This window comes from Sediminicoccus sp. BL-A-41-H5 (assembly GCF_050632405.1).
Classification (GTDB): Bacteria; Pseudomonadota; Alphaproteobacteria; order Acetobacterales; family Acetobacteraceae; genus Roseococcus.
Genome location: NZ_CP192601.1, coordinates 1,106,718 through 1,126,187, shown reverse-complemented (window position 1 = coordinate 1,126,187; position 19,470 = coordinate 1,106,718). Strand labels below are relative to the sequence as shown.

At 71.2% G+C, this 19,470-nt stretch carries 20 protein-coding genes; 9 read left to right on the top strand and 11 right to left on the bottom strand.

The annotated features are described in order from the left end of the window. Positions 1 to 5 precede the first annotated feature (5 nt). Both ACQ860_RS05650 and pdxH read right to left on the bottom strand, forming a co-directional pair. Complete coding sequence (locus tag ACQ860_RS05650; protein WP_431302434.1) at positions 6 to 1,451, bottom strand: AAA family ATPase; 1,446 nt, start codon at positions 1,449 to 1,451, stop codon at positions 6 to 8. Next, entirely contained in the window at positions 1,451 to 2,083 is a 633-nt protein-coding gene (pdxH, locus tag ACQ860_RS05645; RefSeq protein ID WP_431302433.1) for a pyridoxamine 5'-phosphate oxidase, read from the bottom strand. Before pdxH ends, ACQ860_RS05650 begins: the two co-directional genes overlap by 1 nt. Positions 2,084 to 2,168: 85 nt before the next feature. On the opposite strand from pdxH, the gene fabI reads away from it, so the two are divergent. Together fabI and ACQ860_RS05635 are read left to right on the top strand one after the other, a co-directional pair. Further along, on the top strand, positions 2,169 to 2,966 hold the full coding sequence (fabI, locus tag ACQ860_RS05640; RefSeq protein ID WP_213609374.1) for an enoyl-ACP reductase FabI: 798 nt from the start codon (positions 2,169 to 2,171) through the stop codon (positions 2,964 to 2,966). A 1-nt stretch (position 2,967) separates the two neighbouring features. After that, on the top strand, positions 2,968 to 3,459 hold the full coding sequence (locus ACQ860_RS05635; RefSeq protein WP_431302432.1) for a GNAT family N-acetyltransferase: 492 nt from the start codon (positions 2,968 to 2,970) through the stop codon (positions 3,457 to 3,459). Between the two features lie 3 nt (positions 3,460 to 3,462). Here ACQ860_RS05635 and ACQ860_RS05630 read toward each other — a convergent pair whose 3' ends face one another. Both ACQ860_RS05630 and ACQ860_RS05625 read right to left on the bottom strand, forming a co-directional pair. Further along, entirely contained in the window at positions 3,463 to 5,175 is a 1,713-nt protein-coding gene (locus tag ACQ860_RS05630) for a cation:proton antiporter (protein ID WP_431302431.1), read from the bottom strand. Positions 5,176 to 5,217: 42 nt separating this feature from the next. Next, the gene (locus ACQ860_RS05625; protein WP_431302430.1) at positions 5,218 to 5,478 is read right to left on the bottom strand and encodes a hypothetical protein; all 261 of its coding nucleotides are present in this window, start codon (positions 5,476 to 5,478) and stop codon (positions 5,218 to 5,220) included. Positions 5,479 to 5,528: 50 nt separating this feature from the next. On the opposite strand from ACQ860_RS05625, the gene aroC reads away from it, so the two are divergent. Together aroC and ACQ860_RS05615 are read left to right on the top strand one after the other, a co-directional pair. Then, positions 5,529 to 6,635, top strand: coding sequence for a chorismate synthase (aroC, locus tag ACQ860_RS05620; RefSeq protein ID WP_431305726.1), 1,107 nt, complete (start codon positions 5,529 to 5,531; stop codon positions 6,633 to 6,635). Between the two features lie 83 nt (positions 6,636 to 6,718). Further along, a complete protein-coding gene (locus ACQ860_RS05615; RefSeq protein ID WP_431302429.1) occupies positions 6,719 to 7,921 on the top strand; it encodes a hypothetical protein in 1,203 nt (400 codons plus the stop codon). Positions 7,922 to 8,044: 123 nt separating this feature from the next. Here the strand turns inward: ACQ860_RS05615 and ACQ860_RS05610 are convergent, their stop codons facing one another. Continuing rightward, complete coding sequence (locus tag ACQ860_RS05610) at positions 8,045 to 9,544, bottom strand: ABC transporter substrate-binding protein (RefSeq protein ID WP_431302428.1); 1,500 nt, start codon at positions 9,542 to 9,544, stop codon at positions 8,045 to 8,047. Positions 9,545 to 9,752: 208 nt separating this feature from the next. Then, positions 9,753 to 10,412 (bottom strand): cytochrome b/b6 domain-containing protein, encoded by a 660-nt coding sequence (locus ACQ860_RS05605; protein ID WP_431302427.1) that lies wholly within the window; start codon positions 10,410 to 10,412, stop codon positions 9,753 to 9,755. A 66-nt stretch (positions 10,413 to 10,478) separates the two neighbouring features. Between ACQ860_RS05605 and ACQ860_RS05600 the strand changes: the two genes are divergently transcribed. Then, positions 10,479 to 11,255, top strand: coding sequence for a hypothetical protein (locus ACQ860_RS05600; protein ID WP_431302426.1), 777 nt, complete (start codon positions 10,479 to 10,481; stop codon positions 11,253 to 11,255). 118 nt (positions 11,256 to 11,373) lie between these two features. Continuing rightward, positions 11,374 to 13,701, top strand: a complete 2,328-nt coding sequence (locus ACQ860_RS05595; RefSeq protein ID WP_431302425.1) for a xanthine dehydrogenase family protein molybdopterin-binding subunit — start codon at positions 11,374 to 11,376, stop codon at positions 13,699 to 13,701. 61 nt (positions 13,702 to 13,762) lie between these two features. Here ACQ860_RS05595 and ACQ860_RS05590 read toward each other — a convergent pair whose 3' ends face one another. Then, positions 13,763 to 14,185: a hypothetical protein gene (locus tag ACQ860_RS05590; RefSeq protein ID WP_431302424.1), complete on the bottom strand. Its 423-nt coding sequence runs from the start codon at positions 14,183 to 14,185 to the stop codon at positions 13,763 to 13,765. Between the two features lie 48 nt (positions 14,186 to 14,233). Between ACQ860_RS05590 and ACQ860_RS05585 the strand changes: the two genes are divergently transcribed. Genes ACQ860_RS05585 through ACQ860_RS05575 form a run of 3 tightly spaced genes read left to right on the top strand, consistent with a single transcriptional unit; the run spans position 14,234 to position 16,166 of the window. After that, positions 14,234 to 14,905 (top strand): phosphatidylserine decarboxylase, encoded by a 672-nt coding sequence (locus ACQ860_RS05585; protein WP_431302423.1) that lies wholly within the window; start codon positions 14,234 to 14,236, stop codon positions 14,903 to 14,905. Next, positions 14,902 to 15,780, top strand: coding sequence for a CDP-alcohol phosphatidyltransferase family protein (locus tag ACQ860_RS05580; RefSeq protein ID WP_431302422.1), 879 nt, complete (start codon positions 14,902 to 14,904; stop codon positions 15,778 to 15,780). Before ACQ860_RS05585 ends, ACQ860_RS05580 begins: the two co-directional genes overlap by 4 nt. Next, on the top strand, positions 15,777 to 16,166 hold the full coding sequence (locus ACQ860_RS05575) for a protein-tyrosine phosphatase family protein (RefSeq protein WP_431302421.1): 390 nt from the start codon (positions 15,777 to 15,779) through the stop codon (positions 16,164 to 16,166). Before ACQ860_RS05580 ends, ACQ860_RS05575 begins: the two co-directional genes overlap by 4 nt. On the opposite strand, the gene ACQ860_RS05570 is transcribed toward ACQ860_RS05575, so the two are convergent. The 4 genes from ACQ860_RS05570 to ACQ860_RS05555 all read right to left on the bottom strand — a co-directional run bounded on the left by ACQ860_RS05570 (position 16,150) and on the right by ACQ860_RS05555 (position 19,462). Further along, complete coding sequence (locus tag ACQ860_RS05570; RefSeq protein WP_431302420.1) at positions 16,150 to 16,491, bottom strand: hypothetical protein; 342 nt, start codon at positions 16,489 to 16,491, stop codon at positions 16,150 to 16,152. The genes ACQ860_RS05575 and ACQ860_RS05570 overlap by 17 nt on opposite strands. Positions 16,492 to 16,499: 8 nt before the next feature. Next, on the bottom strand, positions 16,500 to 17,243 hold the full coding sequence (locus tag ACQ860_RS05565) for a hypothetical protein (RefSeq protein WP_431302419.1): 744 nt from the start codon (positions 17,241 to 17,243) through the stop codon (positions 16,500 to 16,502). Then, entirely contained in the window at positions 17,243 to 18,484 is a 1,242-nt protein-coding gene (locus ACQ860_RS05560) for a CaiB/BaiF CoA transferase family protein (RefSeq protein ID WP_431302418.1), read from the bottom strand. Before ACQ860_RS05560 ends, ACQ860_RS05565 begins: the two co-directional genes overlap by 1 nt. Positions 18,485 to 18,562: 78 nt before the next feature. Further along, on the bottom strand, positions 18,563 to 19,462 hold the full coding sequence (locus tag ACQ860_RS05555; RefSeq protein ID WP_431302417.1) for an alpha/beta hydrolase: 900 nt from the start codon (positions 19,460 to 19,462) through the stop codon (positions 18,563 to 18,565). Positions 19,463 to 19,470: the final 8 nt, after the last annotated feature.

The following is a 19,470-nucleotide window of genomic DNA, read 5'->3' as shown; positions in this document are numbered from 1 at the left end:
CAACGTTATGGCGAAGGCCGCGGGGGCAAGTCCAGTATCTTGCGGGCAACCTCCTCCGGCGCCGCGGTCGCGTCCAGGCGGTGCCACGTGATCTCGCCCGCCTCTCGGGCGGCGGTTGTGGCGAGCACCTCGGGCGTCGCGTCCGAGGCATCGCCCTGGCGGGCCGCGATGCGCGCGGCGAGGAATCCGAGCGGCGCTTCCAGCCAGAAGCCGGTGAAGCCATGGCCCAGCGCCGCCAGGGCGTCGCGCTCCGGCGCGCGCTGGAAGACGGCGTCGGCGATGACGGCGTGGCCGGCGGCGAGCGCCTGCGCGGCGAGGTCGTTGAGTGCGGCGAAGACGGCGGCGCTGGCCTCCGCACTGTAGGCTGTGGGCGGCAGGCGCGTCTCGGGCGCGACACCCGCCTGGCGCTTCCGGATCTCGTCGCTGCGCAGGATCACCGCACCCGGTGCCGCGCCGAGATCGGGCGCGAGACGGCGCGCGAGATGGGATTTGCCGGTGCCCTGCAATCCACCGACCGCGACAAGGCGGGCGGGCCCGGGCGTGAGATAGGCCTGCGCCGATCGCAGCATCGGCAGCCCATCCTGGCCGGAACGTGCCGCGACATGCGCGCGGATCAGCGCGCGCAGCGAGAGCCAGAGCGGCAGGCCCCGCAGCAGCGCCACATCGCCGGTGCGGGCGACATAGCGGTTCAGCACGCGGTTGGCGGCGGCGCGGCTGTCCTTCCGGTCGAGGTCCATCAGCAGGAAGGCGAGGTCGTAGCCGACATCGATCGTCGCCAGCGCCTCGTCGAATTCCAGCGCGTCGAAGGGGGTGGGGCGGCCCTCGATCAGGCAGATATTGCCCAGGTGCAGGTCGCCATGGCAGCGGCGCAGGAAGCCCGTCGCGGCGCGTTCGGCGAGCCAGGGGGCAAGGCGTTGCTCGGCGGCCAGCGCGGCCGCGGCCCAGGCGCGCACCGTGGCCTCGGGCAGGCCGGCGGAGAGAGCAGCCTCGCGGTTGCCGGTGATGACGCGCTCCATGCGGCCATCCCCTTCGCGCCGCGGCGCGGCGGCGTGCAGACCGACGACGGCATCGGCCAGCGGATCGAGAAGCTCCGGCCGCAACGGGCCGTCGAAGAAGGCCTCGGGCGGCAGGCGCGTCATGCGCAGCACCCATTCGATGGGATCGCCCTCGCCGCCCAGGCGCAGCGCGCCATTCGGGCCGCGCGTGAGGGGTTCGGCGCCGAGATAAAGGCCCGGCGCATGCGGCGCGTTCAGCGCGTGCTCGAACTTCGTGAGGCGCTCGCGCTCGGCCAGGGTGGTGAAGTCGAGGAAGCCGAAATCCACCGCCTTCTTCAGCTTGAAGGCCTCCCGCTCACCCAGGAAGACGGCGGAGATATGCGTCTCCACCGGCTCGCGGCCGACAAGGTGCCGCAGGAAGGCGGCCGCCTCGGCCTGGGTGGCGGGAATGGCCATCAGGGATAGAGCGCCTCGGTGCGCCAGCCGCCCTCGCTGGCCGTGAAGATGCGGCGCTCATGCAGGCGGAAGGGCATGTCGCGCCAGAACTCGATGCGCTCGGGCAGGAGGCGGAAGCCGGACCAGAAGGGCGGACGCGGAATCTCGCTGACGCCGAACTTCACCGTGTATTCCGCGACCGCCTTCTCCAGCGCCCAGCGCCCTTCCAGCGGGCGGGACTGGCGCGATGCCCAGGCGCCGATGCGGCTGCCGCGCGAGCGGGAGGCGTAATAGGCATCGGCCTCCTCGGCCGTCACCGGCTCGATCCGGCCTTCGACGCGCACGCTGCGGGTCAGCGTCTTCCAGTGGAAGCACAGCGCCGCGAAGGGGTTGGCCGCGAGTTCCCCGCCCTTGCGAGATTCAAGATTGGTGTAGAAGACGAAACCGCGAGGATCATGGCCCTTGAGCAGCACCATGCGGGCGGAAGGGCGGCCGTCGGGCGTCGCCGTGGCGAGGCACATGGCGTTCGGATCATTGGGTTCGGTCCGCGTCGCCTCGGCCAGCCATTCGGCGAAGAGGGCGTAAGGGTCTTCGGTCATTTTCTGTTCCACTGGGGCGCTTTTCCTATGGGGCCTTGCCCGGTTGTGGGGCATGTGCCACCACCATCTGGCCCCCGCAACCGGATCACGGAACCCCATGAAGGACGATTCTGCCCCCTCCTTGCCCACGGGAACCCTGATGCAGGGCCGCCGCGGCCTGATCATGGGCGTGGCCAATGACCGCTCCATCGCCTGGGCCATCGCGCGCGCCTGCGCCGCGCAGGGCGCGGAACTGGCCTTCACCTACCAGGGTGAGGCGCTGGAGAAGCGCGTGCGCCCGCTGGCGGCCAGCGTGGGCAGCGATTTCGTCGTGCCCTGCGACGTCTCCAGTGATGACGACATGGACGCCGCCTTCGGCGCCGTCGAGGAGCGCTGGGGCAAGCTCGACTTCTTCGTCCATGCGGTGGGCTTCGCCGACAAGCAGTATCTGCGCGGCCGCTTCCTGGACACGCCGCGCGAGGCCTTCCTGCAGGCGCTCGACATCTCCTGCTATTCCTTCGCCGCCACGGGCCGCCGCGCCGCCGCGCTGATGAGCGAGGGCGGATCACTGCTCACGCTCAGCTACCTCGGCGCGGAGAAATGGGTCCCGCACTATAATGTGATGGGCGTCGCCAAGGCGGCGCTGGAGGCCAGCGTGCGTTACATGGCGGCCGATCTCGGCCCCGATGGCATCCGCGTGAACGCGATCAGCGCGGGCCCGATCAAGACGCTGGCGGCCTCGGGCATCGGCGATTTCCGCTACATCCTGAAGTGGAACCAGTACAATGCGCCGATGGAGCGCAATGTGACGCTGGAGGAAGTGGGCGGTGCGGGCCTCTACCTGGTGAGCCCGCTCTCCACCGGCGTCTCGGGCGAGGTGCACCACGTGGATTGCGGCTACCACATCGTCGGCATGAAGAACCCCGACGCGCCCGACCTCACCATCGAAAAGGGCTGAGATGGCGGTCCGGCGCCTCGCTCCGCGGGACGCCGACGCCTATCGCGCGCTGCGCCTGGAGGCGCTCCGCGTCGTGCCTTCCGCCTTCGGGCGGGCCCTCGCGGAGGAAGCGGCGAAGCCGCTTTCCTGGTTCGGCGAGACGTTGGCGCGCGCCGCCGTGTTCGGCGCCGAGGATGCGGCGGGCGGACTCATGGGTGTGCTCGCCTTCCAGCGCGATTCGATGCTGAAGCGCGCCCATATCGGCCATCTCTGGGGCATGTATGTGCGTCACGCCGCGCGCGGCCAGGGGCTGGGCGTGGCGCTGCTCGCCGCCGCGATCGCGCATGCGTGCACCGAGGTGAGCGTGGTGCAGCTCCTGGTGGGCGAGGCGAATCAGGCGGCGCGCGGCCTTTATGAGCGCGTGGGCTTCAGCGTCTATGGCCGGGAGGCGGCCTCGCTGCGCGTCGATGGCGTGGATGCGGTCACGCTGCTTATGGCGATGACGCTGGACTGAGCCTCAGCGCCCCCCGCGCAGCCCCTCCAGCGTCGCCTGCATGCCGCTGGCCTCCACCTCGAAATGCCGAAGCGCGAAGCCGGCCATGCCGAGGGCGATCTCCCGCTCGCCCATCACCACAAGGCCCACGCCCTCGATGCGTTCGAGCAGCGCTGCCTCCTCGTCGTCATGGGCGCGCACGGCGGCAGGCAGGCCCGGATTGGTGGCACGGGCCAGCTCCAGCACGCGGCGGCAGCCGAAGGCGTCGGGCAGGGCGAGGACGAGAAGCCGCGCCGATTCCGGGCGGGCGGCGGCCAGCACCTCGGCCTGGGCCGCATCGCCCCACACCACAGGGATCCCCTCCCGCCGAAGCGCCACGGCGCGGGCATGGTCCGCCTCGATCACGACGATCGGGATGCCATGCGCGGTGAGGCCCCGTGCCACGACGCGGCCCACGCGGCCGAAACCAACGATCACCGCATGGCCGGAGAGGCCAGGCGGGGGAGAGGGGAAGGCCCGGGCCCCGGCGCGGCGTGTCTCCCACGCGCGGTAGCGCCGATCCCCCACGGCCCGCGCCGCGACGCGCTCGGCCAGGCGCAGTGTGAGCGGGGTGAGCACGATGCTCAGGGCGGCGGCCGCGAGCATCGGCCCGCGCACCGTCTCGGGCAGCAGGCCCTGGCCGATGGCGAGCGCGGCCAGCACGAAGGAGAACTCCCCGATCTGCGCCATGCTGCCCGCCACCACGGCGGCCGTCGGCAGGGCGACGCGCAGCCCCACCAGAAGCGCCAGGATGGCGAAGCCGGTGCCCAGGAGCACGACGAGAAACACCCCGAGCGTAAGGAAGGGCGCGGCCAGCACCGCCAGCGGGTCCACCAGCATGCCGACCGAGACGAAGAAGAGGGCGACGAAGACGCGCTGGAGGGGCGCCGTCTCGGCTGCCGCCTGATGGCCGAGCGGGCTTTCGGCCAGCAGCACGCCGGCGAAGAAGGCGCCCAGCGCCGGCGAGACGCCGAAGAGCGCCGAACTGCCGAAGGCGGTGCCGAGCGCCACCACGACAACGGCGAGCGTAAACAGCTCGCGCGAAGCGGTGGCGGCGACGAGGCTGAGCAGCCGGGGCAGCAGGACGCGGCCCGCCACGGCCATGACGAGCAGGAAGGCCGCAAGCTCGGCCGCCGTGCGCAGCAGGGCGGGGCCGAGGCCCGCGCCATCGCTGCCGCGCGCCAGCGCCGGCAGCAGGACGAGGGCCAGCACCACCACCAGGTCCTGCATGACGAGCCAGCCCAGCGCGAGGCGGCCCGCATCGCCGCCGAGCCGACCGCGCTCCTCCAAGGTGCGCGTCGCGACGGCCGTCGAGGAAATGGCCAGAGCGAGGCCCAGCACCACCGCCGAACCCGTGCCCATGCCGAAGGCGAGATGGCCGAGCAGGGCGCCCAGCGCGGTCCCGATGGCGATCTGCGCGATGGCGCCCGGCACGGCCACGCGCCAGACCGCCAGCAGGTCCCGTGGCCGGAAATGCAGCCCGACGCCGAAGAGCAGCAGCGCCACGCCGATCTCGGCCATGGCGGAGGTGACGCCCGCATCCGCCACGAAGCCCGGGGTATAGGGACCGACGACCAGGCCGGCGGCGAGATAGCCCAGCAGCGGCGGCACGCGCAGCAGCCGCGCCGCGAGGCCGAGCGCGAAGGCGAGCGCCAGGGCGATGACCAGGGTCGCGAGCAGCGGGGCCGTGTGGTGCATGGAGGGAGCGTAACGCGGGCCGGGCCCCACCGCGATGGGGGGTCAGGGCATGCGCCGCCCGCGCTCGCGCTGCTGGGCGCAGCGGGCGGGGTCGCTCAATTCGCGGCGCAGCGCCCGGCAATCGGGCGGGCCCACATCGCTCCAGCGGGCGCAGCGGCCATCGGGCTTGCGCCAGCCCGGCCCGCCGCAGAGGCCGCAGCCGGCATGCTCGCCATCACGAGGGTAGAGCCGGCAGATCTCCGTCACCTGCGCCGGCGCGGGGCTCGCGAGGGAGAGCAGCAGGAGGATCAGCGCGGCGCGCATGGCCGCCCCTGATGGCGCATCCGGCCACTCTGCGCTAGTTGCGCCTCACCATGTCGCACAACAGCTTCGGCCATCTCTTCCGCGTCACCACCTGGGGCGAGTCGCACGGGCCGGCCATCGGCTGCGTGGTGGATGGCTGTCCGCCCGGACTGCCGCTGGATGAGGCATGGATCCAGCCCTTCCTCGACAAGCGCCGGCCGGGCTCGGGCAAATATGTGACGCAGCGGCAGGAGCCGGACCAGGTCCGCATCCTCTCGGGCGTCTTCGAGGGGCGCACCACCGGCACGCCCATCGCGCTGGTCATCGAGAACCAGGACCAGCGCAGCAAGGATTACGGCGAGATCGCGAAGAGCTTCCGCCCCGGCCATGCCGACATCGCTTATGAGTGGAAATACGGGCTGCGCGATTATCGCGGCGGCGGCCGCGCTTCGGCGCGGGAGACGGCGATGCGCGTCGCCGCTGGCGCGATCGCGCGGCGCGTGCTGGGCGAGGGCGTGGTGATCCGCGGCGCGCTCACGCAGATCGGGCGGGACCGCGTGGACCGCGCCGCCTGGGACTGGAGCCAGACCGAGCAGAACGAATTCTGGTGCCCGGACGCCGCCGCCGCCCTCCGCTGGGAGGCGCTGCTGGCGGGCGTCCGCAAGGCGGGCAGCTCCATCGGCGCCGTGATCGAGGTGCAGGCCGAGGGCGTGCCGGTGGGCCTGGGCGCGCCGATCTATGGCAAGCTCGACGCCGACATCGCGGCGGCGCTCATGTCCATCAACGCCGTGAAGGGGGTGGAGATCGGCGATGGCTTCGCCGCCGCCGAGCTCTCCGGCGAGGAGAATGCCGACGAGATGCGGATGCGCCAGGATGGCTCGGTCGAGTTCCTGGCGAATCACGCGGGCGGCATGCTGGGCGGCATTTCCACCGGCCAGCCCATCGTCGCGCGCTTCGCGGTGAAGCCCACCTCCTCCATCCTCACGCCGCGCCAGGCGGTGACGGTGGAGGGCCTGAACACCGACATCCTGACCAAGGGGCGTCATGACCCCTGCGTGGGCATTCGGGCCGTTCCCGTGGGCGAGGCGATGCTGGCCTGCGTGCTGGCCGATCATCTGCTGCGCCATCGGGCACAAAACCCGGGGGCGCCGGTCATCGGCCGCCTGCCGCTCGGTTGAGTCGGGTTGAGAAACTGCAACGAAACCGCTAAAACTTCCAAACAGGGCATGGTTGGCCCAACCCCTGATCGCATCGAGAGCCCATGACACACCCGGAGCCCAAGCCCGACCCGGCCGCCGTGCAGGCCTTCGTCGCCCTCGCGGGCGGGGCGGCCTGGCGCAAACGGATGGCGGATCTGGGCGCGCGGCTGCAGCCGGGCTCGCTCTCGAGCCGGGCGATGCAGCAGCGCCATGCGCTGGAACTGATCCTGGCGCGGCTCTCCAAGCCGGAACTGCTCGCCAAGGCCGGCCGTGCCGAGCGCCGCGTCCTGGCCTTCGCGCGTGAGGCGGCGGAGGTGGCGAAATCCCTGCCGGCCGGTCCGCGCGCCCGGCTGAAGGCTCTGGTGGGTGACGGTCTTTCCGGCGATGCCACGCTGGTGCCCTTGTTCCACCTGGTCCGCACGGCCGCCCTGCTGCGCGCCCGCGGCTTCGAGGTCTCCTTCGACGGGCTGCTGCACGGCACCGCGCATGACCTGCTGATCCGCCGCGACGGTGCCGAGGCCGAGGTGGTGTGCGAAACCGTCTCGGCCGAGGAAGGCCGGCCCCTGCACAAGGGTGACTGGGCCCAGCTGGTGGACCGGGTGAACCCCGAGCTGCAGACCTGGCTCGCCGCCCATCCGGGCCGCTACATCCTGAAGATGACCCTGCCCGAGGGGGTGACGGACCAGACGCAGCTCTCCGAACTGCATGGCCGGATTTCCACCATGCTTGCCACCGAGAAGCGGCAGGATTCCAGCGCGGATGCCATCCTGAAGCTCGACCCGCTGGTGCTCGCCGGCGCCCAGGCGGCGAGCGATCCGCAGCGGGCGCTGCCCGCGCGCCTGCGCGAGGTCTTCGGCGTGGAGGCGCATCTGGCCGTGACCGCCGACCCGAGCAGCGGTTCGGTCATGGTGATGGCGGCGCGGGCAGGGCGGGAGAACGAGATCTCGCTGGCCGTGAAGCGTCGCGTCTCGGCGGCGGCCAGCACGCGCTTCACCGGCACGCGGCCGGGCATCGTCGCCGTGTTCCTCGATGATCTTGAAGCCGCCGAATGGCACGCCCTGCGCGACACGCTGGAGCTGGAGGGCCTGATCCGCCGTTTCCTGACGGAGCCCGAGGCGAAGCTGGTGGTGGCCGTGACCTGCACGACGCGGCAGGAATTCTTCGCGCTGGGCGATTGCGCGCCGGAGGGCGAGCTGCGCTTCCGCAATCCGGGGCATCCGGCGGCGAAGAGCGTGGGCCTGGCCCCTGCCATCAGCAGCAACTGAGGGGCTCCGCCCCTCAAACTCCCCGGCAGGAACCTCAGGTTCCTGCACCTCCGACAAGTCAGGGTGCAGGGAACGAGTTCCCTGCTGGGGGAGTTTGAGGGGGCAAAGCCCCCTCATTCCCGTTCAGGACAAAGTCGTCAGATCCTGGAACCAGTGCTGCGCCGGCACATAGCCGCGCACCGCCCGCCCGGCCGCCTTCGGGTTGGTGTCGTGCACGACGAAGACCCACAGCGCCTCGTTCACCGCCTTCTCATGCGCGCGCTGCATGAGGCGGTTCTGTTCCTGCTCGTCGAAGCTGTTCATCGCGGCGTTCAGGATCTGGTCCATCTCCGCATCGCGGTAATGGCCGTAATTCACCCCGCGCGGAGCGATCTGGTCCGAGTGGAAGAAGCGGATGAAGGCGTAGAGCGGGTCGCTCGTCAGATAGGCCACGTTGTTCGCGGTGATGTTTCCGGCGCGGCTGATCTCGCCCAGCGCGCCCTGGCGCCAGGCGGTGTAGAGCACCTCCAGTTCCACCACCTGGAACTCCACCTGGATGCCCACCTCGCGCCAGGCCGACTGGATGTACTCGTTCATCGGCATGGAGAGCATCTGGCCTGAGCCGCCCGAGGGCACGATGAAGCGCGTGCGCAGCGGGTTGCGCGGCGAGAAGCCGGCCTCGGCCAGCAGGCGGCGCGCCTCGGCCGGATCATGGCGGATGCGGAAGGTGGGATTGCCGAACCAGGGCGAGGTCGGGTCCACCACGCCGACCGCGGGCTTGGCGAGGCCGCCCAGCAGCGCCACCACTTCGTCGCGGTTGATGGCGAGGTTGGCGGCCTGGCGCAGGCGCAGGTCCCGCCAGGGCGAACCCTCGGCGAGGCTGAGGTGGTAGTTCCAGACATGCGGCGTCACATTCTCGATGATGCGCGCGCCGGCCTGGCGCAGGCGGGGCAGCAGGTCCGGCGCCGGGCTTTCGATGATGTCCACCTGGTTGGTCAGGATGGCGTTGGTGCGGGTGACCGTCTCCGGCGCGACGATGAGGATGATGCGATCGAGCTTGGGCGCGCGGGCCGGGTTCCAGTAGGTGGGGTTGCGGACCAGCTCGGCGCGCTCGCGCGGGACGAGGCGGGCGAGGCGGAAGGGGCCGGTGCCGGAGGGCTCGTTGGCGAAGCGCTCCCAGCTGCGGCCCAGGCGCTCGTACTGCGCCGGCGAGGAGATGAGGAACCAGAGCATCTGGTAGGGGAAGAAGCTGTCCACCGTGCGGGTGGTGACCTCCACCGTCATGTCGTCCAGCTTGCGATAGCTGGCGACGGAGGGCAGGCGGGGGCGGACCTGGGCGGCCTGGCGGTTGTCGAAATGCGGCGCCTGGGCGTTCAGCACCTTCTCGAAATTCCAGATCACGGCATCGGCGTTGAAGGGCGAGCCATCATGGAAGGTGACGCCCGGGCGCAGGCGGAAGACCCATTTGGTGCGGTCGGACGGCAGCGCCTCCCAGGAGGTGGCGAGGCCGGGGACAAGCTTCCCGGGGCGATCGGCGACGTCCATCTCCCAGGCCACGAGGGGGTCATAGAGCGTGTGGCCGGTGAACTGATAGGCGCCGGCGCCGCGGTCGGGCTGGCCGGTGGTCTGGGGGATGTCGGCCATGGAGATACCGTAGCGAAGGACGCGTTCACCGCCCACAGTTTGGGCATGCGCCTCCATTTCCGCCCATGAAAAGGGCAAAGTGACTGCGTATGCGGCACCCGTCAGGGCCAGAAGATCACGACGGGAGAAGGAATTCGATGACATTCAGGAAAGACCCCGGTTGTTGCCTGCGGGGCGCAGAGCAAGACCGGGGCCAGACCGGGGAGGTTCAGCCGAAGCGAGAGATCCAGTTCACGAAGCCTGCACTCGCGCCGAGCAGCACCAGCGCGAGGACCGGGTGGCCCATCTTGGGGGCGCGGGTGCCCTCGGGCATGGGCTTGCTGCCGATCATCATGGCCTGCACCAGGTCATGCCCCAGGCTCACGCGGTACCAGACGACCGCCGCGATATGCAGAAAGATCACGATGCCGATGACGTTGATCAGGCGGATATGGATCCAGCCCGCCCAGTCGCTGGTCGCGCCGCTCACCTGTTGGGCCAGCGGGCCGCGGGTGAAGATCTGGTCGTCCACGAAGAGGCCGGTGACGGCCTGGGTCAGCAGCAGCGAGAGGATCACCACCACCATCCAGCCGCCGGCCGGGTTGTGCGTCAGCTCGCGGTCCGGGCCGGGATCGCGCTTCACATGCCCAAGATGGGCGATGGCCGCGAAGGGCGAGCGCAGGAAGGTCATGAAGCGCGCGGGCTCGGAGCCGACCAGGCCCCAGAGGATGCGGAAGATCACCAGCGTCAGCAGCGTGTAGCCGCTGAGCATGTGCAGATCCATCTTGTGCGCGCGGGCGGTCAGGTAGGATGTCGGGATCAGGATGACGATGGACCAGTGCACCAGCCGCACCCAGCCATCCCAGACTTTCACGCGGGTCTCGTTCATCTCGCATCCTTTGCGTCTCGCGATGCAGCATAGCTTCCCACGGGGGGAGTGAGGCAAGTTGGCCGCATGCTTCCCGATTCGATGACCGAAGCCGCGGCCCCGCTGGCCGCGCTGGCGCTGGCGATGGCCTGGGCCGGGCTGCAGCGCTGGCGCGGCCGGCCGATGACGGCGGGGCTCGCCCTGGCGCTGGCGGCGGCGCTCGGCGTGGTGCTGCTGCTGGGGGTGATGCTGCCCTCGGCCCGGCAATTGCCCGAGCGGCTACCCATCCTGGCCCTGGTGGCCGCCCTGTTGGCGCTGCCACTGGCCTGGGGCCGGCGCGGCTGGCTGGCCGCGCTGCTCGGCCTGCTGGGGGCGGCGTTCACCGGATGGTGGATGGCTGGCGGCCCGCTGACCGAGGCCGATCTGCTGCGCGCGGCGCCGGCCGGCCTCGCGCTGCTGCTGCTGGTGCCGCTGGTGCAGATCGAGGCCGCGCCGCCCTGGCGTGGCGTGCTGGCGGCGTTGGCGTTGCTGGCGGGGCTGCTGGCGTCCGGCATCCCGGGGCCCTGGGTGATGCTGGGGCTGATCCTGCTCTCGGCCGCCTTCGGTCAGCAGGTGGCGGGGGGTGGGGTCATGGTGGAGACCGCGCGGCTGCCCTTCGCCATGCTGCTGGCGGCCCTGCTGGCCGGGCCCTTGCTGGCGCGCGGGGCGGCGGCGGATTGGGCGGCGGCGATGGCGCCCTTGGCACCCCTGCTGCTGGGGCCGCGCCTGGTCGGGCGCCTGAAGGGCTGGCGGGCTCGCGCCGTCATCGTGCTGCTGGCGGCGCTGCCGGTGGCGGCGGCCTGGGGCCTGACGCGGCTGGGATAGAGCCTGATGCGTGAAGGCGGCATCGCCGGAACTCTGAATCAGGCTCTCGGCTGAACCCCTCGTCACCCGGCCCGCGTGGCTGCTAGGCTCCGACCTTCCCAAACCCAGGAGCCCAACCATGCCCGATGGAAACACCTCGCAGATCGGCCGCTTCGGCAGTGGCCAGGCGGTGCGCCGCATCGAGGATCGGGCGCTGCTGGCCGGGCAGGGGCAGTTCACCGATGATTTCGCGCCGGCGGGCCTGGCCCAGATGGTCTTCCTGCGCTCGCCCCACGCGCATGCGAAGCTGGTGTCCATCAACACCGAGGTGGCGCGGGCCTTGCCGGGGGTCGCCGCCATCCTGACCGGCGCCGATCTCGTCGCCGCCGGCGTGAAGCCCATGTATGTGGCGCTGCCCTTCAAGCGGCCGGATGGCTCTGCGCTCACCGCCCCTCCGCGCCATTGCCTCGCCGTGGATGAGGTCCGCTTCGTGGGCGAGCCGGTGGCCGCCATCATCGCCGAGACGCTGGGCCAGGCGCGTGACGCCGCCGAGGCGATCGAGGTCGAATATGCCGAACTGCCGGCCGTGATCGGCCCGGGCCGCGCCGCCGCCCCCGGTGCGCCCATCGTCTGGGATGGCGCCCCCGGGAACATCGTGGCCGAAAGCCGCTATGGCGACGCCGCCGCCGCCGAGGCCGCCTTCGCGAAGGCGGCGCATGTCGTCGGCCTCGATATCGAGAACCAGCGCCTCGCCCCCGTCTCCATGGAGCCGCGCGTGGCGCTGGGCGAGTATGACGCGGCGAGCGGGCGCATCACGCTGCGCCTCTCCAGCCAGATGCCCTCCGGCGTGCGCGACGCGATCTGCAAGGAACTGCTCGATATCCCGACCGACAGGCTGCGCGTGCTGGTGGGCGATGTGGGCGGCGGCTTCGGCATGAAGACCGGCCTGAACCCGGAGGAGGGCGTGGTCGCCTTCGCCGCGCGGATGCTGGGCCGGCCGGTGAAATGGGCCTCGACGCGGATGGAGGATTTCCTCTCCGCCCTGCATGGCCGCGCCACCGAAAGCCGCGCCGAGATGGCGCTGGATGCGAATGGCCGCGTGCTGGCGCTGCGGGTGCGGACGCTGGCCGATATGGGCGCCTATCCGCGCAATGCGAGCGTCGCCATCCAGCTTCTGGTCGGCCCCTGGGTCTCCACCAGCATCTACGACATCACGCTGGTGGACTTCACCTTCCAGGCGCTGCTGACCAACACCGCCCCCACCGGCCCTTACCGCGGTGCCGGGCGGCCCGAGGCGATCTACCTGATCGAGCGCCTCTTCGACACGGCGGCGCGCAAGATGGGCGTGGACCCCGCGGAAATCCGCCGCCGCAACATGATCGCCCCCAGCGCCATGCCCTACAAGAACGCCATGGCGATGACCTATGACAGCGGGTCCTTCGAGCGCATCCTCGACCAGGGCCTCGCGCTCGCCGACTGGAAGGGCTTCGCGGCGCGCGAGGCGGCCTCCAAGGCGGCCGGGCGCCTGCGCGGGCGCGGCATCGCCACCTTCCTGGAATGGACCGGCGGCAATGTCTTCGAGGAGCGTGTCACCATCGCGGTCAAGGGCGATGGCGGCATCGAGATCTACGCCACCACCCAGGGCATGGGGCAGGGCATCGCCACCAGCTACGCGCAACTCGCGGTGGACGTGTTTGGCGTGGAGCTGGAGCGGATTCAGGTCGTCTTCGGCGACAGCGATCGCGGCAGCGGCTTCGGCTCGGCCGGGTCACGCTCGCTCTTCACCGCGGGCTCGGCCGTCAAGCTCGCCGCCGACAAGACGGTGGACGAGGCGCGGGACCTGGCGGCCGAGGCGCTGGAGACGGCCGCGGCCGATATCGAGTACCGCGCCGGCGCCTTCACGGTGGCCGGCACCGACCGCGCCATCGGCCTGTTTGACCTCGCCGCGCGCCAGCCCGAGGGGCGCATCTTCATCGACCACACCAGCAGCGTCTCCGGCCCCACCTGGCCCAATGGCTGCCATATCTGCGAGATCGAACTGATCCCGGAGACGGGCGAGGTGGTTATCGCCTCCTATGCCTCGGTGAATGATGCCGGCCGTGTGGTGAACCCGATGATCGTGGAGGGGCAGGTCGTGGGCGGCGCGCTGCAGGGCATCGGCCAGGCCATGTGCGAGCATGTGATCTACGACGCCGAGACCGGCCAGCCGCTGACCGCGAGCTTCATGGATTACTGCCTGCCGCGGGCCGACATGGTGGCCGACTACGCGACGAAGCTCGACACCGGCATCCCCTGCCTGACCAATCCGCTCGGCGTGAAGGGCGTGGGGGAGCTCGGCACCATCGGGGCCACGCCGGCCGTGATGAACGCGGTGGCCGATGCGCTGGCGCGGCATGGCAGGCCGGCGGCGGCGGACCGCCTCCGCATGCCGCTGACGGCCGAGCAGGTCTGGACGCTGCTGCGCTGAGGCTGGCCGGGAGGATGATGATGCGTCCCGGCGGTGCCGCCGCGATCCATCACGCTCCAGCTCAGCGCGCGCCCACGCCCTCCAGCCGCTCCAGATGCGGATCGAGGGCGAGGGCGAAGCGCACCATCTCGGTCAGCAGGGAGACGGCGGTGGTGCGGGGCGGCTCCTCCCGCTCCAGCGTCACGCGGTGGTCGGGCGTCAGGCGCAGTTCCCACCCCTCCGGCATTTCGGCGGGCAGGGCGGCGACGGCGCGGGCCGTGAAATGGCGATCCGCCCCCGGTTCGGCCGTGGAGGGGATGCGCCCGGCGATGGCGCTGAGGCGCAGCGCATCCGCCTGCAGTCGGGCCTCGCATTTGCGGCCGCGCCAGGCGAAGCGGATGGCCGGGCTGAGCCCGGGGGCGCGTGGCGCCAGCGTCCCATCCGCCGCGACGGCGAAGGGGCCCAGCGTCAGCGAGGCGGATGCGGGGGAGGGGTGCGTCTTCATGCGACACACAACTTGCCGCGAAAGTGTGAAGAGAGGATAAACCGGGCGATGTCTCTCGCGAACAGCCTCTCCCTCGTCCTCGCCCCGCCGCACCCGGCCGGGCGTCCCTTCATCTATGCCGGCGCGGGCGTGGCCCTGCTGGGCGGGCTGCTGCTCGGCTCCTGGCTGTTCTGGCTGGGCACGGCCTTCACGCTCTTCTGCCTCTATTTCTTCCGCGACCCCAAGCGCGTGCCGCCGGCGCGGCATGACCTCGTCCTCGCGCCGGCCGATGGCCGGGTCGTCCTGGTCGGCCCCGCCATCCCGCCAGCCGAGCTCGAGATGGGCGATACGCCGCGCTGGCGCGTCGCCATCTTCCTCTCGGTGCTGGATGTGCATGTGAACCGCAGCCCGGTGCAGGGCCGCATCTCCCGCATCTCCTACCGTCATGGGAAGTTCATGGATGCGAGCCTGGAGAAGGCCTCGGAGGAGAATGAACGCAATGCGCTCCGCTTCGACCTGCCGGACGGCCGGGACCTCGCCTGCGTGCAGATCGCGGGGCTGGTCGCGCGGCGCATCGTCTGCACGGCGCATGAGGGGGACCGGCTGATGGCGGGCGAGCGCTTCGGCATCATCCGCTTCGGCAGCCGCACCGATGTGTATCTGCCCATCGGCGTGAAGCCTCTCGTCCTCGTCGGCCAGACCATGATCGGCGGCGAAAGCATCCTGGCGGAGCTGGCGTGACGCGCGCCGGGCTGCGCAGCCGGCTGGGGCGCTTCCAGAGCCGCGCCCGGCCGCGCTATCGCGGGCCGTCCTTCAACCGGCTCATCCCGAACCTGCTGACCATGATGGGGCTCTGCGCGGGCCTTGTCGCCATCCGCTTCGGGCTGGAGGGGCGCTTTGCCCAGGCGGCGGCCTTTATCGTGGCGGCCGGCGTGATCGACGGGCTCGATGGCCGCATTGCGCGGCTGCTGAAGGGCACGTCCCGCTTTGGGGCGGAATTCGACAGCCTGAGCGACTTTCTCTGCTTCGGCGTGGCGCCCGGGCTGATCCTCTATCTCTGGGCGCTGAACGAGGCGGGGCCGATCGGCTATATTCCCGGCATGATGTTCGCGGTGTGCAGCGCGCTGCGCCTCGCCCGCTTCAACGCGGCCAGCATCGCCGAGCCTGGCGCCATCCCCATCGTGAAGCCGGCCTACGCCTATAATTTCTTCACCGGTGTGCCGGCACCGGCAGGTGCGGGGCTTGCCCTGCTGCCGCTCTTCGCCTCGCTTGGCTTCGCCGAGTGGGGGTGGACCGGCATGGCCGAGGCAGTGCGGCACCCGGTGTTCAGCGCCGTCATGCTCTTCCTGGTGGGCGGGCTGATGGTGAGCACGCTGCCCTCCTGGTCGTTCAAGAACTTCAAGGTGCCCTCCAACATGGTGCTGCCGCTGCTGCTGGGCACGGGCGGCTATATCGCCTTCCTTGTGACCGAGCCCTGGGCCGCGCTCTCGTTGGGCGGCCTGCTCTATTTCGGCATGCTGTATTTCTCCGCCCGCTCCTTCGCGCGGCTGAAGCGCGAGGCGGAGGCGATGCGCGACAGCGCGGAGGCCGAGCCCGCCAAGGCGCCGGCCGCTTGAAGATCCTCGGCGTCGAGGTCGCGGCCGGCCCCTTCCGGAACCTGCCCGAGGGCGCCTTCGGCCTATGCCTGGACCCGGAGGCGCCGAACCGGGACGCCGCGAGCCTGACCCTCGACATCGTGGATTACGGCCTGCCCGACCCGGCCGCCCTGCGCGCCACCCTGGATGCGCTGCGCGCCGCCATGGCGGCGGAGTCCGGACGGCTGTTCTATGTGGGCTGCCGCGCCGGCCTCGGGCGCACCGGCACGGTGCTGGCCTGCCTCGCCGCCGAGGCGGGTGTCGAGGGCGATCCGGTGGCCTGGGTGCGCGCCCAGCATGACCCGCGCGCGGTGGAGACACCCGCGCAGGAGGAATTCGCCCGCGCCTGGGTCAGTTGTGGCAGGTGATCCGGAGCGCGTCGCGCAGCGCCGCCTCTGAGGCGCGTTGCTGCGTGAAGCCCAGCTCGATCCGCAGGGTCTGGCGCTGCTGGATCTGGAAGGCATAGACCGCGCCGGGCGGCGGCGTCAGCAGCGGCAGCGGGAAATGGTAGGAGAAGCTGCGCGTCCTGGCGCCGGCATTGTAGACCATCAGCCGGTAGCTGAACCCCGTCGCCTCGGGCACGATCACGATGGGCTGGAGCTGCAGGGCCGCGGGCCCCACGCAGTTGCGGTTGGGTTGCGCCAGGGCGGGGCCGGGGGCCATCAGCGCCACGAGGAGCAGAAGGCGCCGCACCGCTTTGGCTACCGGCCCAGCATCAGCCCGATGGGCACCATGTCCGCGATCACCTGGCCGGTGAAGGGCGTGAGCACGGCGCGGGCCGCTTCCAGCGCCTCAGGCGGGGGTGGGGGCGGGGAAGCCAGGTAGGGCCGCATGGCATCGGCCTCCCGGCTCGCGGCCTCCAGGGCCTTCCGCCGCAGCGCCGCGACCTTGCCCATGCCGAAGAGCGGCGAGAGCGCCATGTAGAGCGGCGTCAGCAGCGCCGGCCAATGCGCGAGATGCAGGTAGAGGGTCGGGATGATGCCCTCGGCATGGGCATGCAGCCGGGCGAGCGCCAGCACGCCGCGCTGCGCCTCGGGCGAGAGGGCGTCGAAGCGCGGCAGTGGCGGGGGCTTGGGCAGCATCTCGGGGGGCGCGGCGGCGGGCACCGGCGCCGGCGCAGGGCCAGCCGGGCCGCGCAGCAGCGCCGTCAGCAGGATGAGGTTGCTGAGGTTGCCGCGGTTGTAGAGCGCCGCGATCGCCGCCGCTTCCGGCCCCATGGCCAGGCGCGGCAGCGGCTCGAGGGCCGCCATCAGCCGCGCCGTGGCGGCCGGCAGCAGCGGGGTTGCGGGCGCGATGCTCTCCCAGGCCCAGGGCAGCACGCCCGGCAGCGTCGCGAAATGCCGCCAGATCAGGTTGACCATCGGCAGGCCATAGGCCCGCCGCAACTGGCCGTAGATGGCCTCCACCTCGGGGCGCGCGTCGGCCTCCCTGATCTCGGCGAGCATCACTTGCGGCGCTTCTCCACCAGCACGCCCGCGTCATGCAGCTTCGCGATCTCCTCCGCCGAGAAGCCGAGGCGCGCCAGCACCTCCTGCGTGTGCTGGCCGAAGCGGGGGGGGGGCGCGCGGGTGCCGCCCGGCGTGCGGCTGAGCTTGATGGGCGTGCCGAGGCCGACGAAGCCGTCCTTCTCGGTCACCATCTGGCGATGCGCCGTGTGGGCGGCGGCCATCGCCTCATCCACGCCGAGCACGGGGCCGGCGGGCAGACCCGCGGCCAGCATGCGCTGGCAGAGATCGTGGCCGTCCTCATCCGCGAAGCGCGCGTTCAGGATCTCGGTCAGGGCCGCCTTGTTGATGACGCGCTGGCCGTTGGTGGCGAAGCGCGGATCGGTGCCGAGGCCATCGAGGCCGAGGAAGGCGCAGAACTTGCGGAAGGTCGGGTCATTGCCGCAGCCCACGAAGATCTCGCAGGTCTTCGTCGTGAACTTGGCATAGGGTGCCAGGTTCGGGTGCGGGTTGCCGGTGGCGACGGGCCGCTTGCCGTTCAGGAAGTAGTTGGCGGCATGCGGGTGCAGCAGCGCCATGCCGCAGTCGTGCAGCGTCATGTCGCAATACTGGCCGCGGCCGGATTTCTCGCGCTCGACGACGGCCATCAGGATGGCGATGGCGCTGAACAGGCCGGTCGCGATGTCCACGATGGGCGTGCCGAGGCGCGTGGGGCCGGAATTCTCCGTGCCGTTGATGGACATGAGGCCCACCATCGCCTGGAGGATGGCGTCATAGCCCGGGAAGCCGCCGAGCGGACCGGTCGCGCCGAAGCCCGAGACGCGGCAATGGATCAGGCGCGGGAAGCGCTTGGAGAGCACCTCCTCGTAGCCCAGGCCCCATTTCTCCATGCTGCCCGGCTTGAAGTTCTCGACCAGGATGTCCGCGCCCTCGAGCAGGCGCAGCAGCACCTCGCGCCCCTCGGGCTTGGAGAGGTCGAGGCCGACCGAACGCTTGTTGCGGTTCACGCCGATGAAGTAGCTGGCGTCGCCATCCGCGTTGAAGGGCGGGCCCCAGTCGCGCACCTCGTCGCCCTGGGGCGGTTCGAGCTTGATGACCTCGGCGCCGTGGTCGCTCAGGATCATGGTGCAATAGGGGCCGCCCAGCACGCGGGTGAGGTCCACCACGCGCAGGCCGGAGAGCGCGCCGGGGCCCGGCGCATTCCCCGCGCCGATGGGCGCGACGGGGGTTGGCATGTCCATGGCGAATCTCCTCGGGGCGCACTGTCGTTTCGTCCCGGAAGATGCGCCATCGGGCGCGTTTTGTCGAACCGCCGGGGGTCAGGCCCGGCGCGTCACCGGGCCCTTCACGAAGCCCTCGATGTCATCCACCAGCGAGAGGCTGCCGGGCAGGATGCCCATGCCCGGCATGACCGTCATGTGATCTCGCAGCGGGTAGCGGCGGAGTTGCGCCGGGTTGCCGGCCTGGCGCAGGTCTTCGGCGAAATGGATGGCGTTGGGCGGCCAGACGATGGCGTCCAGCATGCCCTGCACCAGCAGGCTCGGCGGCAGGTTGGCGGTGACGAAGGCGTTGGGCGTGCGCTCTTCGCGCGTCGTGCCCTCGAAGAGGCTGAAGAGCAGCGGGTAGCGCGTGGGCCAATGCCCATAGGGACCGGCGACGCCGACAAAGCCGCTGAGCGGGTGGCGGTCGCTCTCCGCGACACCCAGCGCCTGGTGGACGAGCTGCGGCCGCACCTGGAGCATCGCGCCCATCCAGCCGCCGGCGGACCAGCCGGCCGCCACCACCTCGCCCCGTGCCGCCCCATGCTCATGCCCGTGGCGCGTGGCCCAGGCGACGGCGCCCGCCGCATCCTCCAGGATGCCGGCATGGTTGGTCTCGGGGTAGAGGCGATAGCCGGCGGCGATGCTGGTGATGCCGCGCGCGGCGAGGTGGCTGCACAGCGTCTCGACCATCGCCTCGCAGCGGCTGCCGAATTGCCAGAAGCCGCCATGGAAGAAGACGAGCGCGGGGCGCGGCGCGGGTGCCGGGCCCAGGCGCGGCAGGGCGGCGGGGTAGACATCGAGCCGCTGCGACGGATGATCGCCATAGGGGATGTCACGCCGGGCGGCGATGTTGAGATGGGTGAAATCCGCCGTGCCATCGGGGCCGGGGGCCGCGCAGGCGGCGAGGCTGGCGGCGGCGCCGGCCAGCATGGCGCGGCGAGGGAGACCTTGTGTCATCGGGCTGC